The 16,068-nt window shown below is 59.8% G+C and carries 12 protein-coding genes; 8 read left to right on the forward strand and 4 right to left on the reverse strand.

What is annotated here, in order from left to right; all coding sequences use genetic code 11:
- Nucleotides 1-23: 23 nt before the first annotated feature.
- The 3 genes from pssA to GWQ27_RS13670 all read left to right on the forward strand — a co-directional run bounded on the left by pssA (nt 24) and on the right by GWQ27_RS13670 (nt 5,804).
- Nucleotides 24-1,373 (forward strand): CDP-diacylglycerol--serine O-phosphatidyltransferase, encoded by a 1,350-nt coding sequence (gene pssA, locus GWQ27_RS13660; protein ID WP_017412320.1) that lies wholly within the window; start codon nt 24-26, stop codon nt 1,371-1,373.
- A 203-nt stretch (nt 1,374-1,576) separates the two neighbouring features.
- Nucleotides 1,577-3,646, forward strand: coding sequence for an ATP-dependent DNA helicase RecG (gene recG / locus GWQ27_RS13665; protein WP_275907566.1), 2,070 nt, complete (start codon nt 1,577-1,579; stop codon nt 3,644-3,646).
- Between the two features lie 88 nt (nt 3,647-3,734).
- On the forward strand, nt 3,735-5,804 hold the full coding sequence (locus GWQ27_RS13670) for an AsmA-like C-terminal region-containing protein (RefSeq protein ID WP_275907567.1): 2,070 nt from the start codon (nt 3,735-3,737) through the stop codon (nt 5,802-5,804).
- A gap of 46 nt (nt 5,805-5,850) precedes the next feature.
- Here GWQ27_RS13670 and GWQ27_RS13675 read toward each other — a convergent pair whose 3' ends face one another.
- Nucleotides 5,851-6,771: a bifunctional GNAT family N-acetyltransferase/hotdog fold thioesterase gene (locus tag GWQ27_RS13675; protein WP_169047210.1), complete on the reverse strand. Its 921-nt coding sequence runs from the start codon at nt 6,769-6,771 to the stop codon at nt 5,851-5,853.
- Nucleotides 6,772-6,822: 51 nt separating this feature from the next.
- Here GWQ27_RS13675 and GWQ27_RS13680 point away from each other — a divergent pair, with 51 nt between their 5' ends.
- Nucleotides 6,823-7,488, forward strand: a complete 666-nt coding sequence (locus GWQ27_RS13680; protein WP_275907596.1) for an SAM-dependent methyltransferase — start codon at nt 6,823-6,825, stop codon at nt 7,486-7,488.
- An 86-nt stretch (nt 7,489-7,574) separates the two neighbouring features.
- On the opposite strand, the gene dtd is transcribed toward GWQ27_RS13680, so the two are convergent.
- The 3 genes from dtd to typA form a co-directional block, all read right to left on the reverse strand.
- Complete coding sequence (gene dtd, locus GWQ27_RS13685) at nt 7,575-8,012, reverse strand: D-aminoacyl-tRNA deacylase (protein ID WP_099991396.1); 438 nt, start codon at nt 8,010-8,012, stop codon at nt 7,575-7,577.
- A gap of 84 nt (nt 8,013-8,096) precedes the next feature.
- Nucleotides 8,097-8,969: a virulence factor BrkB family protein gene (locus GWQ27_RS13690; RefSeq protein ID WP_275907568.1), complete on the reverse strand. Its 873-nt coding sequence runs from the start codon at nt 8,967-8,969 to the stop codon at nt 8,097-8,099.
- A 173-nt stretch (nt 8,970-9,142) separates the two neighbouring features.
- Entirely contained in the window at nt 9,143-10,954 is a 1,812-nt protein-coding gene (gene typA / locus GWQ27_RS13695; RefSeq protein ID WP_005319864.1) for a translational GTPase TypA, read from the reverse strand.
- A gap of 351 nt (nt 10,955-11,305) precedes the next feature.
- Here typA and glnA point away from each other — a divergent pair, with 351 nt between their 5' ends.
- From glnA to glnG, 4 genes are all read left to right on the forward strand, one after another.
- Nucleotides 11,306-12,715, forward strand: a complete 1,410-nt coding sequence (gene glnA / locus GWQ27_RS13700; RefSeq protein WP_021138647.1) for a glutamate--ammonia ligase — start codon at nt 11,306-11,308, stop codon at nt 12,713-12,715.
- A 91-nt stretch (nt 12,716-12,806) separates the two neighbouring features.
- Nucleotides 12,807-13,388 carry a DUF4124 domain-containing protein gene (locus GWQ27_RS13705; RefSeq protein WP_275907569.1) on the forward strand — a complete coding sequence of 194 codons (582 nt, stop codon included), beginning with the start codon at nt 12,807-12,809 and terminating at the stop codon, nt 13,386-13,388.
- 80 nt (nt 13,389-13,468) lie between these two features.
- Nucleotides 13,469-14,524: a nitrogen regulation protein NR(II) gene (gene glnL, locus GWQ27_RS13710; RefSeq protein WP_043136455.1), complete on the forward strand. Its 1,056-nt coding sequence runs from the start codon at nt 13,469-13,471 to the stop codon at nt 14,522-14,524.
- 9 nt (nt 14,525-14,533) lie between these two features.
- Complete coding sequence (glnG, locus tag GWQ27_RS13715) at nt 14,534-15,952, forward strand: nitrogen regulation protein NR(I) (protein WP_005319876.1); 1,419 nt, start codon at nt 14,534-14,536, stop codon at nt 15,950-15,952.
- Nucleotides 15,953-16,068 lie beyond the last annotated feature (116 nt).

Here is a 16,068-nt window from a genome sequence, read left to right on the forward strand (position 1 = left end):
ACGCAGTGATTTCAGGTTTCTCTATGCATTCATCGGCACATTATCGACAACTGTTGGCTCGTCTGCCCCAGATCGCTGTCGCCGCAGATCAGTTTCAGGTGCTCAACAGCGCCAAGGACTTCAAGAGCCGGATCCTTTCGCTTATCGCCAGCGCGACTCGGCGCATCTATCTGGTGGCGCTCTATCTGCAAGATGACGAGGCGGGACGGGAAATTCTGTCTGCCCTCTACGCCGCCAAGCAGCGCAACCCGGCCCTCGACATCAAGTTGTTCGTGGATTTTCACCGTGCCCAGCGCGGCCTGATCGGCAAAGGCAAGCAGGGGGGCAACCACCTGATGTATCAGGAAATGGCCGCCCGCCATGAACACCAGATCGCCATCTACGGCGTGCCGGTCAAGGGACGAGAGCTGCTCGGGGTGCTGCACCTCAAGGGCTTCATCTTCGATGACACCCTGCTTTACTCCGGTGCCAGCCTCAACGACATCTATCTGCATCAGCAGGATCGCTACCGCTTCGACCGTTATCACCAGATCACCAGCCCCGAGCTGACCCGCTGCATGGTCAACTATGTGGACGATCTCTTCCTCAAGAGCGAAGCGGTGCAGCGACTCGATCGCAGCGATATTCCCACCGCCAAGCAACTGAAGGGGCCTATCCGTCGCTTCAAGCACAGCCTGCGCCTGGGCCAGTACCGCTTCGAGAGCATGCCGGTCAACAGCCAGGAGATCGCCATCACTCCGATGACGGGGCTGGGCAAGCGGGGCAATCAGCTCAACAAGATGATCCGTACCCTGGTGCGCGCCACCGAGCGGGAGATCTTCATCTGCACCCCCTATTTCAACCCGCCCAAGGAGTTGAACAAGGACATCGAAGCCCTGCTCAAGCGCGGCTGCAAGGTGACCATAGTGGTGGGTGACAAGACGGCCAACGACTTCTTCATCCCGCCGGAAGAGAAGTTCACCACCATAGGTGGCCTGCCTTATCTGTACGAGACCAATCTGCGCAAGTTTGCCGAGCGCAATCAGCATCATATCGATGCCGGCCGTCTCAACCTGATGTTGTGGTGCTGCGAGCGCAACTCCTACCACCTCAAGGGGATCTTCGTGGATGACGAGTGGGCACTGCTCACCGGCAACAACCTGAACCCCCGCGCCTGGGCGCTGGATCTGGAGAACGGTCTGCTGGTGTACGATCGTCGCCATCACCTGCGCGCCCAGTTCAACGGGGAGCGGGAGAACATACTCGCCAACACCAAGCGGATCAGCCACTTCGATCAGATAGAGCAGATCAAGGACTACCCGGAACAGGTACGCAAGCTGCTGGCCCGGATCCACAGGGTCAGGGCCCATATACTGCTCAAGCGCATCATCTGACCCGGGGCACACGCTGCCCGTCCTCACTCGTTGACACCTGTGCAAAGGCCTGCCGTTTTCGGCAGGCCTTTTTGTCAGGATCTGCCATGGTCCGCATCCCGCCCCTGACCTAGCGCCGGGTGTCACTGCAACGCGGCTTGCACCGAGACGTCAATAACCCCTATCATCTGGACATATTTACAGTGTTTTCGGGCATCTAATTGATGAAATTGGATAAAATCTCCCTCGACAGCCTCAAGGGCGTCGGCAGCAAGATGCAGGAGAAACTCGAGCGACTGGGGCTGGCCACGGTACAGGATTTGCTGTTCCACCTCCCCCTTCGCTATGAGGATCGTACCCAGGTGTGGCCCATCGGCGATCTGCCGCCCGGGCTGCACGGCGCCGTCGAGGGCGAAATCCAGGACACTCAATTGGTGATGGGGCGCCGCCGCATGCTGGTCTGTCGCATCAGTGACGGCACCGGCACCCTGACCCTTCGCTTCTTCAACTTCACCGCCGCCCAGAAGAACAGCCTGGGGCAGGGCAGGTTGATCCGCTGCTTCGGCGAGGTGCGCCCCGGCAAATACGGGCTCGAGATGGCCCACCCCGAGTACAAGCTGCTCGGTGAAGAACAGGCAGGTCAGACCGAAGAGGCACTCACCCCCGTTTACCCCACCACGGAAGGGCTGCGCCAGCTCACCCTGCGTAGCCTCACCGATCAGGCGCTGGCTCAACTCGACCTGTACGGGGTGGAGGAGCTGCTGCCTGCAGGCCTCTATCCCCAGCAGATCGATCTGGCCGCCGCCCTGCGCCTGCTCCATCGCCCGCCCCCCTCTGTGGCGCTGGCCTTGCTGGAGAGCGGCCAGCACCCGGCCCAGCAACGACTGGTGCTGGAAGAGCTGCTGGCCCATAACCTGTCGGTGCTCAAAGTGCGTGCCCAGGCGCAAACCCAGCTGGCACGCGCCCTCAAGCCGGCACCTGCCCTGGTCAAGCAATTGCTGGGGGCGCTGCCGTTCAAACCGACCGGTGCCCAGAATCGGGTGGTAGCCGAGATCAACCAGGACCTGCAACGCAGCTACCCCATGATGCGGCTGGTGCAGGGGGACGTGGGCTCAGGCAAGACGTTGGTTGCGGCGCTGGCAGCCCTCCAGGCCATCGGCAACGGCTGCCAGGTGGGGCTGATGGCACCGACCGAGTTGCTGGCCGAACAGCATGCCATCAACTTCGCCAACTGGCTGGAGCCGCTCGGTATCGGGGTCGGCTGGCTGGCGGGCAAGCAGAAAGGGAAGGCGCGGGAAACCCAGCTCGCCGCCATCGCCGATGGCAGCGTCAAGATGGTGGTGGGCACCCACGCCATCTTCCAGGAGCAGGTGGTGTTCCAGCGCCTCGCTCTGGTCATCATCGATGAACAGCACAGATTCGGGGTGCACCAGCGCCTCGCGCTGCGGGAAAAAGGAGAGCGGGAGGGAGTCCATCCCCATCAGCTCATCATGACTGCCACTCCCATTCCCCGCACCCTGGCGATGACCGCCTATGCCGATCTCGACACCTCCGTCATCGACGAGCTGCCACCGGGCCGCACCCCCATCACCACGGTGGCGCTGCCGGACAGCCGTCGCCAGGATGTGATCGAGCGGGTCAAGCTGGCCTGTGAAGAGGGCAAGCAGGCCTACTGGGTCTGTACACTGATCGAAGAGTCCGAGGTGCTGGAGTGCCAGGCCGCCGAGGATACCGCCGCCGAGCTGCAAAACCAGCTGCCCGGCCTGCATATCGGGCTGGTACACGGCCGGATGAGGCCGGTCGAAAAGCAGCGGGTGATGGAGGAGTTCAAGGCGGGCATACTGCAACTTCTGGTCGCCACCACCGTCATAGAGGTGGGGGTGGATGTACCCAACGCCAGCCTGATGATCATCGAAAACCCGGAGCGGCTCGGGCTGGCCCAGTTGCACCAGCTGCGCGGCCGGGTCGGTCGCGGTTCTGTGGCCTCTCATTGCGTGCTGCTCTATCATGCACCCTTGTCCAAGACGGCCCAGAGCCGACTCGGGGTATTGCGGGAGACCAACGACGGCTTCCTGATCGCCCAGCGCGATCTCGAGCTGCGCGGCCCGGGGGAACTGCTCGGTACCCGCCAGACCGGACTGGCCGATCTCAAAATTGCCGATCTGGTGCGCGACCAGCCACTCATCCCTCAGGTACAGAAGATGGCGCGCTTCCTGATGGACAGGCATCCCGCCCATGTCGAACCGCTCATCCGGCGCTGGCTGGGTCTGCGGGATCACTACTCCAACGCCTGAGTAGAGCAGAACAAGAAATAACTAACGTGACACTCAGGCTCCCAATAGATGTGTTGCCACAACACTCAGACCCTGGAGGAAAGCACCGATGAATTCCTGGCTTCGCGCCCTGCTCTACACATTTGCCTTCCTGCTGCTGTTTGTCTGGGTCGCGCTCGGTCTGTTCGACGCCGAACGGGCCAGGGGCCCCATCGCCAGCTGGATCAGCCAGCAAACCGGCGTGCCGGTCACCATAGGGCGGCTGGTGTTCAACCCGCTCCATCCCTATACCCTGCTGGCCGAGCAGGTGAGCTATGGCGACGCCATCGCCCTCGACAAGCTCTATCTGGAAATAGAGAGCATCGACTGGCTGAACCGGGACGTGCGCATCGCCCACCTCGACCTCATTCGCCCCGTCATCAAGCTGCCGCTGCCCAACACCTTGCCGACGCTGCCGGTTCACTCCCTCACCATCAGCGACAGCACTATCGATCGCCTCAGCCTGCACAGTGGCGAGCTGACCCTGAGCGGCCTCAACGCCACCCTCAACGACTGGCAGCTGCTCAATCCGGTGCGGCCGCCCCAGGCCAACCTGAGCCTCAACATCAATGAGCTGGAAACCCCGGCCTTTGCCCTCTCCCGCCTCAACCTGAAGGGACGACTGGAAGGCCAGGTGCTGAGTACCGATAAACTGACCGCCAACCTGTTCGATGGCCTGCTGGAAACCGGCATGACCCTGGACTGGCCCGCCCGCAGCCTGCGACTGCACAATCTGAAGGCACAAGGTATGCGGGTCGAGTGGGGAGCCATGGGCCAGCCTGAACTGCCCTTGCGCCACATCAGCCTGGACACAGGACAGGTGCGCGATGTGAGCATCAACGCCATCACTCAGGAGGTCTCCCTCAACAACTTCAACGGCCAGCTCACCGCCTTCAGCTGGCAGGCTGGCAGTACGCCGACCGGTTACTTTACGGGTAGCCTCGGTGATCTAGGCCGCGGCCTGTTCCAGCTGGAAGATCTCAAGGGACGAGTCTCTTTCTCGCCACAGCAGATCGATGCCGAGGTGCAGGGCAAAGCCTATGAAGGTGAATTCAATCTGGATCTGGCCCTCGATACCCAGCAGCAGAAGCTGACCCTCAAAGACATGACGCTGAGCGGCATGGACATCAGCCTGCCAGAGGGGTGGTGGCAGGATTGGCAAAGCTGGCGGCCACAACAGATCGATATCCGCAAGCTGGCGTTCGACAAACTCAAGGTGCTCTCCTTCGACGATACCCTGCCCCTGTCGCTGACAGGCTGGCAGTTCTATCTAAGCGATCTCTCCCTGCGAGGCGAGCAGCCAACCTCCTTGCTCGGCCGGGCGAAGGTCGAGAGCAAGTGGTTCGAGCTGGTGTGGGACGGCCTCAGTGCCCGCAACGGCGAACTGGATGGTGAGCTAACCCCCAGCTCATGGCAGCTCAACAAGCTGACCAGCTCTCTGCCGGATGAGGGCTCACTCAGCTTGAGCGGCCAGTGGGGCAAGGAGCCAGGCCAAAGCAGCCGCCTGCAGTTGAAGGGGGAGAAGCTGGATCTGGTGCAGTGGAGCAAGATACTGCACTCCCCCATCTCCTTCGCCGGCAAGGCCGACCTGAGTGCCGATCTGCAAGCCGTGCATGGCAAGACAGCAGGAGAGTGGCGCAGTACCCTGCAGGGCAGCTTCGCCCTCGATGCGGTTGATCCCTTCTGGGACAAGGTGAAAATAGATCCCCTGCTGGATGAGTGGTTCAAAGGCGCCACGCCACCTGATCTGACGCCGGAAAGCCTGTGGCAGGCGATGCAGGAAGGAGATACCCCCTTCTATCGCATCAAGTTGCAAGGCAAGGTCGAGCATGGCCAGCTGCAGTTGGAACAGGCTGGCGCCTCCACCATCACCCACCTGCTCGCCCTGCAAGGGGGCATGGATCTGGTCAAGGAGCAGTGGCAGCTGGATCTCGGTGTCCTGAATGGCCAGCGCTGTGCCGAGCTGCTGAGCCACTGGCGCGGCCCGCTTGATGCCCCCGTCTTGAGCTGGGAGTTTCCGGCCAGGCAGGCCTCCTGTGGTTGGGAGGTGGGGGTGCCTTATCCTGCCCAGGGGCGCAACAGCCCGCTCTGGCGGCCAGCACCACAGCCAAAAGCACCCGCGTCGACCAGCGTTCAGTGAAACAAACAAGGCCTCATCACGAGGCCTTGTTTGTTTCAGGTAGCTTTTACAGAACGGGGGACTGGCCTCGCCGTTTGACCGGTTGCACCACATACTGGCCGATGAATTCCACCGCCAGCTTGTCGCCGCTGAACAACTTGACCATGAGGCTGAATTTGGCCGACTCCCCCGCCTTGAGCGGAGCCAGCACGGCCGGCATCCCCTCCCTGGCAACCCGCGCCTCGGGCTCCTCGTTGACCGGGCGGTAATACTTGATGTTGCCCTCCGCCAGTACCGTATCCCCCACCAGACCCGCCTCTTTCAGCTGCAACCAGATGAGACCCCAACCCGCCAGCACGCACTGACTGTAGATGCTGCCGGCAAACATGGTGTCATGCACGTTGAGGTTGGCCGCCAGATTTGCCTTGAGATGAAAAGTCTGGCCGTCATAGTGGGTGATGTGTACCCCCATCTTCTCGCTGATGGGGATGCCTTGCGACCAGCGAGTGGTGAGATCCTGGCACCACTCGGGGCGATACTGGATGGTCTGCAAGGGGCTTAAGGATTTGATCATCTGACGATGGGGAATGCGGCCAAAGCTGACCGGCCCTTCCCCCACTTCGAGGAAGCCGCACCTGCGATAGAACTCCACCGCTTCCTGACGGGCATTCATCACCAGCCGCTTCACTTTTTCCTGGCAGGCGAGCTGTTCGAGATCTTCCACCATGCGAGCCCCCAATCCCTGGCTACGATACTCGGGGTGCAGCGCCATAAAGCGGATCTGGGCCTCGTCACCACCGATAAACAGTCGACCAACGGCAATGGGAGTACCGTCTGGCGCCAGCATCATGCGATGAATGGCAACGGTATCGTATTCGTCTCGCTCGGAACCAATGGGCAGATTGAAGGGTTTACGCAGCAGTTCCCAGCGCAGCTGGTAGTAAGCGTCCAGCTCGGCTGCCGTTTGGGGAGTGACCACCCGGTACATAGTTCTATCCTTGAGTTACACTGGCCGGAAACCATCTTGCCGTGCAAATTCATGGACTTCAATCTGCAAGCGTACCAAGCCGACCACTTATTGCACCTGAGCGCAAAACCGGAACGACGCCTCTTTATCCTGGAAAATGCCCATCACCGCTGGCTGGAGATAGACGGTGTAGTGCAATCGGCCATGTCCCTTGCCGAACCTGCCGCCCTCTGCCTGCCCCATCAGCAGTGCATCGCAGACCTGCTGCCCGCCACCGCAAGCCGGGTGCTGGAACTGGGATTGGGCGGTGGCGATCTCACCCGTCATCTGGGAGTGCGCTGGCCAGAGGCACGGCACGACTGCGTCGATCTGGACGAAGAGGTACTGACCCTGTTCCAGACCTTCTTCCGCCACCCGGCGGAACCCGTTGACCGGGCGTTGCACCTGCACCACGCCGATGCCCTCGCCTTCCTGCTGGCCCACGACGACACCTATGACTTCGTGCTGCTCGACCTGTTCAGTCAGGATGGCAATCCCCTGCTGCTGTTTCAGGCTCCGCTCTATCAGGCTCTGGCCAAATGCCTCCGCGGTACCCTCATCGTCAACCTGCTGCCACGAACACATCTCGAACTGGCGCAGGCCAGGCGGCTGGCGGAGGAGTGGATTGGCCTCACCAGCGCCCACGGGGTGCCCGGCTATCGCAACGTCATACTGCACGCCACCAATCTGACATCCTAGCCCCTGTTACGGGACGCCACGGCTGGCCCTGTCTGCACGTCCGCAGATGAAGGCCTGTAGCCGGAGCGGGATCCTGGCCATGACGCCTACACCTGCAGCCAGAAGGTGACGGGGCCATCATTGAGCAGCGCCACCTTCATGTCGGCAGCAAAACGGCCTGTCTCGGTCGGTATGCCACTGGCCTTTGCCTGCACTACAAAATAGTCGTAGAGCCGCTCGGCGTCGGTCGGATGGGCGCCGCCAGAGAAGCTGGGTCTCATGCCTTTTTTGGTATCCGCCGCCAGGGTGAACTGGGAGACGACCAGCAGGCTGCCGCCGGCCTGACTCACATTGAGGTTCATTTTGCCCTCTTCATCGGAGAAGATGCGGTAGCCGCTCACCTTGTGCAGCAACTTGTCCGCCCTGGCCTCGTCATCCCCCTGCTCCACCCCGAGCAACACCAGCAGGCCATTAGCAATGGCACCCGTTACTTCGCCTTCCACTGTCACGCTGGCCTCTGAGACCCGCTGGATCAATGCAATCACATCCCTCTCCTCTCAAAACAGAACGACCGCCCTCACAGAGGCGGTCGTCGATGCTACCAAGAAAACGACGGGCAAAGCGATGGATCAGGCCAACTCCTCGCTCACCGGTTTTTCATATTCACCGAGACAAGCCGTGGTTTCGGCGCCAAGCAAGACCACCAACCAGCTGAGATAGACCCAGACAAACAGGATTGGAATGGTCGCCAGGGCACCATAGATGGCCTGATAGGAGGGGAAGTTGGTGATGTAGATGGCAAATCCGCGCTTGGCCAGCTCGAACAAGGTAGCGGCCACCAGGGCGCCGATGAAGGCGTGCACCAGCCTCACCTTGCAGTTGGGCACGACCGTATAGACCAGCAGGAAGGTGAGCACCGAAAAGAGGAATGGCAAGCCGCGCAACAACAGATAGCCGATGCCGAACAGACTCTCGGCCCCGAACAGCCGCAGCGAGAAGATGTAAGAGGAGATGGCAATGCTGCCACCGATAAGCACAGGGCCCAGTGTCAGTATCATCCAGTACATGGCAAACGCCTGCGCCAACGGGCGGCCCTGGGTCGAGCGCCAGATGTAGTTGAGGTTCTTGTCGATGGCCGAGATCAGCATCAGCGCCACCACTATCAGGGCCCCGATACCCACGGCAGTGGTGTTGGTGGCATTCGCCACGAAGCCGTCTATGTATTCCTTGAGCATCTCACCCGCGGTCGGCACGAAGTTGTGATAGACGAACTGCTCCATCGCCTGTTTCAGGGTTTGGAACACAGGAAAGGCGGACATCATGCCAAATACCACGGCAATCATGGGGACCAGAGAGAGCAAGGTGACATAGGCCAGATAACCGGCGGTGACGGTCAACCTGTCGTGCTGGAAACGGCTCCAGACAAACTGGGCGAAATGGCCGCCATCGTGGCGTAAAAAGGAGAGAGCATGGCCAAGACGGCCACCAAATTTCTGCTGCATTGTGATTCTCAACGTCTTCATCATGCAGACATTGTGTCAGATAGCATGGTCATTTGACCACCCATGGACCGGATCGGTACGACCAGCCCGAGCATACTGGCTGGTGATCCACCGTCAAAGGGGCATAAAAAAAGAGGCCCGCAGGCCTCTCTCTGTCTGTCGATAAACAGATATCAAGCACGACCGGCGCGCTTGCGATCCATTTCAGTCAGCAGTTTCTTGCGCACACGGATGGCCTTGGGAGTGATCTCTACCAACTCATCGTTATCGATGAACTCGAGAGCCTGTTCCAGGGTCATGCGGATCGGCGGAGTCAGCACCTGGGCTTCGTCGGTACCGGAGGCACGCATGTTGGTCAGCTGCTTGCCCTTCAGGCAGTTTACAGTCAGGTCATTGGAGCGGGAGTGAATACCGATCACCTGGCCTTCGTACACTTCGGTAGCGTGACCGATAAACAGACGACCGCGGTCTTGCAGACCGAACAGGGCGAAGGTCAGCGCCTTGCCGGTAGCGTTGGAGATCAGCACGCCATTCTGACGCTCGCCGATGCTGCCACCCTTGTGCGGACCGTAATGGTCGAAGGTGTGGTACAGCAGACCGGTACCGGACGTCATGGTCAGGAACTCGGTCTGGAAGCCGATCAGGCCACGACTCGGGATCATGAAGTCAAGACGGACACGGCCCTTGCCATCCGGGGTCATGTTGGTCATCTCACCCTTACGCAGGCCGAGTTGCTCCATCACAGAACCCTGGTGGATCTCTTCCACGTCAACAGTCACGGTTTCAAACGGTTCGTGCAGAACGCCGTCCACGGTGCGCAGGATAACTTCCGGACGGGATACCGCCAGCTCGTAACCTTCACGACGCATGTTTTCGATCAGGATGGAGAGGTGCAGTTCACCACGACCGGATACGCGGAATTTGTCCGGATCTTCGGTCTCTTCCACACGCAGGGCCACGTTGTGGACCAGCTCCTGGTTCAGACGCTCCATGATGTTGCGGGAGGTCACGAACTTGCCTTCTTTACCGGCGAACGGTGAGGTGTTGACCTGGAAGGTCATGTTCACGGTCGGCTCGTCAACGGAGAGCGGCGGCAGGGCTTGAACAGCACTGTTGTCACAGATGGTGTCGGAGATTTTCAGCTCGCCCAGACCTGTGATGGCGATGATGTCACCCGCTTGCGCGTCGACAACTTCGGTACGGGACAGCCCCAGGTAGCCAAGCACCTGACCGACTTTGCCGGTACGGGTCTTGCCATCGGCACCGATGACGGTGACTTGCTGGTTGGTCTTGACGCGACCACGGCTGATGCGGCCGATGCCGATAACACCCACGTAGGAGTTGTAATCCAGCTGGGAGATCTGCATCTGGAAAGCACCGGCAGGGTCACCCTTCGGCTGCTCGACGTTGTCGACGATCGCCTGGAACAGGGGTTCCATGTTGTCGGATTCAACGCCCTGGTCCATGGTGGCCCAACCGTTCAGTGCTGAAGCGTAAACAACTTTGAAGTCCAGTTGCTCATCGGTCGCACCCAGGTTGTCAAACAAGTCGAATACCTGATCCATAACCCAGTCAGGACGAGCACCCGGACGGTCGATCTTGTTGATGACCACGATCGGCTTCAGACCCTGGGCGAATGCCTTCTGGGTCACGAAACGAGTCTGCGGCATAGGGCCGTCAACAGCATCAACCAGCAGCAGCACTGAGTCGACCATGGACATAACGCGCTCTACTTCACCACCGAAGTCGGCGTGACCCGGGGTATCAACGATGTTGATACGGTAGTCTTTCCAGCGGATCGCGGTGTTCTTGGCGAGAATGGTAATACCACGTTCCTTTTCCAGGTCGTTGGAATCCATCAGACGCTCTTGACCATCAGTGGTACGGTCCAGGGTTCCAGACTGCTGCAGCAGCTTATCAACCAGGGTAGTTTTGCCGTGGTCTACGTGCGCAATAATCGCAATATTGCGTAAATTCTCTAACATTCTCGCCTCAATCACCGGGTAAAATTGGGCGCTAATTGTACTCTCGCCTTTGTGATCTGCCTAGCATAATTGCAGTGCAATCACGCATAACAGGGGATCAGGATCATAGACCTTCCGATCAAAGCCTGTTTAGATGGGGGCTGACCGTATACTGCGCACCATTTTAGTGCACCAAAACGATCCACAGTTGCACTACTTTGAGGCGTAACGCGCTGGGACAGCAAGTCTTGGGGCAGGCTTATAGCCGCAAACGCCCTGAAATCAAGCTGTCACAAACTTGGCACGATACTGGCTTAGGTGAATGTGATGACGCATTCACCCTAAGAGTTTTAACACCGGAGGTTACTTAGCATGTCAGCCCAGAATGTAATGGCCCTGATCCAGGAACACGAAGTCAAGTTTGTTGACCTGCGCTTTACCGACACCAAGGGTAAAGAGCAGCACGTATCCATCCCTTCCCATCAGATTGACGAAGATTTCTTCGAAGATGGCAAGATGTTCGATGGCTCCTCCATCGGCGGCTGGAAGGGCATCAACGAGTCTGACATGGTGCTGATGCCGGATGCGGCCTCCGCCAAGCTGGACCCGTTCACCGAAGAGACCACCCTGAACATCGTCTGTGACATTCTGGAACCGGCCACCATGCAAGGCTATGACCGCGACCCGCGCTCCATCGCCAAACGTGCCGAAGAGTTCCTGAAGTCCAGCGGCATCGCTGACACTGTACTGTTCGGGCCTGAGCCAGAATTCTTCATGTTCGACAACATTACCTTCTCGAACACCATGGGCCACAGCTTCGTGAAAATCGAATCTGAAGAAGCCGCCTGGAACTCCGGCACCGCCTATGAGCATGGCAACAAGGGTCACCGTCCTTTCGTCAAGGGTGGCTACTTCCCGGTTGCACCGGTTGACTCTTCCCAGGACATCCGCGCTGCCATGTGTCTGGTGCTGGAAGAGATGGGCCAGGTCGTTGAAGCGCACCACCATGAAGTGGCGACCGCCGGTCAGAACGAGATCGCGACCCGTTTCAACACCCTCACCCTGAAAGCGGACGAAGTACAGGTTCTGAAGTACGTGATCCATAACGTGGCCCACGCTTACAACAAGACTGTCACCTTCATGCCGAAACCCATGTTCGGTGACAACGGCTCCGGCATGCACTGCCACCAGTCCCTGGCCAAGAACGGTGTCAACCTGTTCGCTGGCGACCTGTACGGCGGTCTGTCCGAGATGGCACTGCACTACATCGGCGGTATCATCAAGCACGCCAAGGCCATCAACGCCTTCGCCAACCCGACCACCAACTCCTACAAGCGTCTGGTTCCGGGTTATGAAGCACCTGTCATGCTGGCTTACTCCGCCCGCAACCGCTCTGCTTCCATCCGTATCCCGGTAGTACCGAGCCCGAAAGCGCGTCGTATCGAAGTACGTTTCCCGGATCCGGCAGCCAACCCGTACCTGGCTTTTGCAGCTCAGCTGATGGCCGGTCTGGACGGTATCATCAACAAGATCCATCCGGGCGATGCCATGGACAAGAACTTGTATGACCTGCCGCCGGAAGAAGCTGCAGAAGTGCCGACTGTTGCCGGCTCTCTGGACGAAGCACTGGCCGCACTGGACAGCGATCGCGAGTTCCTGACCCGCGGCGGCGTGTTCAGTGATGACTTCATCAATTCCTACCTGGAACTGAAACAGCACGATGTTGACCGTGTGCGCATGACCCCGCACCCGCTGGAGTTTGAACTGTACTACTCCGTTTAATCCGGACCACAGCTCGGAACTTGACCAAACCCGCCAACAGGCGGGTTTTTTCTCTGATAGGATTAAGCAAAATCCCGTCAAGGAGAGATGGATGAAAAACGCATGCCCCCTATGGGCTCTGGGACTTTTGCTGTTGACGAGCACCGTCGCTCAAGCCACCAAGATCTACTCCTGGACAGACAGCAAGGGCGTCGTTCACTACACGGATGCCCCCCCTCCCGGCCAGCAGGCCAAAGAAGTGGATCTGCGTGTTGCCCCTCTCATTGGTGGTGCCCCCCGCTCGGTGCAGGTGGACAACTTCAACAGCCTGACTGGTGTTGATGCCAAGAAAGAGGAGGACGCCGCCAAGCTGGCAATCGAAATGCTCTCCCCAGAACAGGGCAGCACACTGCGCGACAACACGGGCAATGTGGTATTCCAGGGGCAGATAAGCCCCAAACCGCCGACCCAGTACGACGTGCGCCTGACCCTGGATGGCAAGGCGGCCCCCATCGTCAGCAACGGCCTGGCTATTCGGGTCGAAAACCTTGATCGCGGCGCACACGAGGCACAACTCGAACTACTCGCCAAAGACGGTACGATCCTTGCTAAATCAAGGGTAGTCACCTTCTACCTGCACCGAGCCAGTATCAATCCGGCACCTAAAGTGACTCCGCTCCCCAACAAGGGGTGATCCTGTGCATCGATACGGGTAGACTAAATGCACCACGTTGGTGCATTACTGGTGTATAGCACCGTTTTAGGGAGAAACCTGTGCCAACCCGCCCGGATCAAGCCAAGATACTGCTCGATAACTTGCTGACCGCCGTCATCCTGATGGATGAGCGGCTCTGCATCCAGTTCGTCAACCCGGCTGCCGAACAACTGCTCTCCCTCAGCCAGCGTCGGCTGATCGGGATCGAGCTGCCCCACTTGCTGGAACATATCTCTCTCGATTTGCAGCGCCTCAAGCAATGCCTCACCTCTGGGCAGGGCTTCACCGACAGCGAAGTGACCCTGGTGGTAGAAGGTGAACCCAGGCTGGTGGAGATGAGCGTGAGCCCGCTCGCCGACCATGAGCAGCGGCTGATGGTGGTGGAGCTGCGCAAAATTGATCAGCAGAAGAAGATCAGCCAGGAGCTGCAACAACATGCCCAGCAACAGGCGGCCAAGGAATTGGTGCGCGGGCTGGCCCACGAGATCAAGAACCCGCTGGGTGGCCTGCGCGGCGCGGCCCAATTGCTGCAAAAAGAGCTGCCGGACCCGGCGCTGCGCGAATACACGGGCATCATCATAGAGCAGGCCGACCGGCTGAGGGTGCTGGTCGATCGCCTGCTCGGTCCCCAGCGTCCGGGTCGCCACCAGATGCACAATGTCCACTCCGTGCTGGAGCAGGTGCGCCGTCTGGTGGAGCTGGAGCTGCCACCCACTGTGCGCATAGAGCGGGATTACGATCCCAGCATTCCCGAGTTCGAGATGGAGCCGGACCAGCTGCAGCAAGCCTTTCTCAACATGGTGCGCAATGCAGCCGAAGCCATAGGTGAACAGACGGGACTGATTCGCATCAAAACCCGCACCGCCTTCCAGATCACCATCCACGGTCAGCGCTACCGGCTGGCGGCCGAGATCAAGATCATCGACAACGGCCCAGGCATTCCCGATGCCATCCGCGACACCCTCTTCTACCCCATGATCACCGGCAAGGAGGGGGGAACCGGCCTCGGCCTCTCCATCGCCCAGAACCTGATTGATCAGCACAAGGGGCGCATCGACTGCATCAGCTGGCCTGGCCACACCGAATTCACCATTTTTCTACCGCTTCGCAAATAAGGGAACGTCATGACAGCAAAAGTGTGGATCGTTGATGACGACAGTTCTATCCGCTGGGTACTGGAACGCACCCTCGGCAGTGAAGGCTTCGAGTGCGAGAGTTTTGCCGATGGCGAGGCTCTGCTGAGCTCGCTGGAGATACGTTCGCCCGATGTGATCCTCTCCGATATCCGTATGCCCGGCATTGATGGCCTCAGCCTGCTGGAGCAGATCCACCGCCGCCAAGCCGATCTGCCCATCATCATAATGACGGCCCACTCGGATCTGGACAGCGCGGTCAACGCCTATCAGCGGGGCGCCTTCGAGTACCTGCCCAAGCCGTTCGACATCGACGAGGCGGTCACCCTGGTGCGCCGTGCCGAGAATCACCTGAAAGAACAGCGCACCAAGCGCAAGGCACGCCAGCAGGAGACGGCCACCACACCTGAAATCATCGGCGAAGCGCCGGCCATGCAGGAAGTGTTTCGCGCCATCGGCCGGCTGTCGCGCTCCAGCATCTCCGTGCTGATCAACGGTCAGAGCGGTACCGGCAAGGAGCTGGTCGCCCACGCGCTGCACAAGCACAGCCCGCGCGCCCACAAGAACTTCATCGCCCTCAACATGGCCGCCATCCCGAAAGATCTCATCGAATCCGAGCTGTTCGGTCATGAAAAAGGGGCCTTTACCGGTGCCAACAACATTCGCCACGGTCGCTTCGAGCAGGCCGATGGCGGTACCCTGTTTCTCGATGAAATCGGCGACATGCCGCTGGATGTGCAGACCCGCCTGCTGCGGGTGCTGGCCGATGGCCAGTTCTACCGGGTCGGCGGTCATCAGCCGGTGCAGGTAGATGTGCGGATCATCGCCGCTACCCACCAGAATCTGGAGAAACGGGTGGCAGACGGTGAATTCCGGGAAGATCTGTTCCACCGCCTCAACGTCATCCGCATTCATATTCCGGCCCTCAAGGAGCGCCGCGAGGATATACCTCAACTGGCCCAGCACTTCCTGCTGCGCGCCGCCAAGGAGCTGAACGTGGAGGCCAAGAGCCTGCACCCGGATACCCAGGCCTACATCAGCCGTCTCGCCTGGCCGGGCAACGTGCGCCAGCTGGAGAACGTCTGCCGCTGGCTGACGGTCATGGCCTCGGGCCAGGAGGTGCTGGTAGGGGATCTACCCGCCGAACTGCTGACCCCCATCACCAACACGGCCGAGCCCGGCCAACCTGCCCTGCCCGGCTGCTGGCAGCAGCAGTTGCAGGACTGGGTCGCCAGTAAGCTGGCACTGGGGGAGACCGACATCCTGGCCGATGCCCTGCCCCAATTTGAGCGGATCATGCTGGAGACGGCACTGGATCACACCCATGGCCACAAACAGGAGGCTGCCCGCCTGCTTGGCTGGGGTCGCAACACCCTGACTCGCAAGCTCAAGGAGCTCGACCTCTCCTGAGCCCTCTGGAAAAACGATTCCCATCACGCCTTGGCAAATCCCTGACCAATAAGACCCCGTTTGATTTCAAACGGGGTATCTTTTTTGAGAGCCCTGCCTAGAATGGCAGGCTTTCA

The organism is Aeromonas sp. 5HA1, from assembly GCF_029237245.1.
Classification (GTDB): Bacteria; Pseudomonadota; Gammaproteobacteria; order Enterobacterales; family Aeromonadaceae; genus Aeromonas; species Aeromonas salmonicida.

Coding starts and splice junctions, on each gene's coding strand:
- GWQ27_RS13690 (WP_275907568.1), bottom strand. CDS start 8,969: ATGCAGCAGAAATTTGGTGGCCGTCTTGGCCATGCTCTCTCCTTTTTA.
- GWQ27_RS13670 (WP_275907567.1), top strand. CDS start 3,735: ATGAATTCCTGGCTTCGCGCCCTGCTCTACACATTTGCCTTCCTGCTG.
- GWQ27_RS13675 (WP_169047210.1), bottom strand. CDS start 6,771: ATGTACCGGGTGGTCACTCCCCAAACGGCAGCCGAGCTGGACGCTTAC.
- glnG (WP_005319876.1), top strand. CDS start 14,534: ATGACAGCAAAAGTGTGGATCGTTGATGACGACAGTTCTATCCGCTGG.
- typA (WP_005319864.1), bottom strand. CDS start 10,954: ATGTTAGAGAATTTACGCAATATTGCGATTATTGCGCACGTAGACCAC.
- pssA (WP_017412320.1), top strand. CDS start 24: ATGCATTCATCGGCACATTATCGACAACTGTTGGCTCGTCTGCCCCAG.
- GWQ27_RS13705 (WP_275907569.1), top strand. CDS start 12,807: ATGAAAAACGCATGCCCCCTATGGGCTCTGGGACTTTTGCTGTTGACG.
- recG (WP_275907566.1), top strand. CDS start 1,577: ATGAAATTGGATAAAATCTCCCTCGACAGCCTCAAGGGCGTCGGCAGC.
- GWQ27_RS13680 (WP_275907596.1), top strand. CDS start 6,823: ATGGACTTCAATCTGCAAGCGTACCAAGCCGACCACTTATTGCACCTG.
- glnA (WP_021138647.1), top strand. CDS start 11,306: ATGTCAGCCCAGAATGTAATGGCCCTGATCCAGGAACACGAAGTCAAG.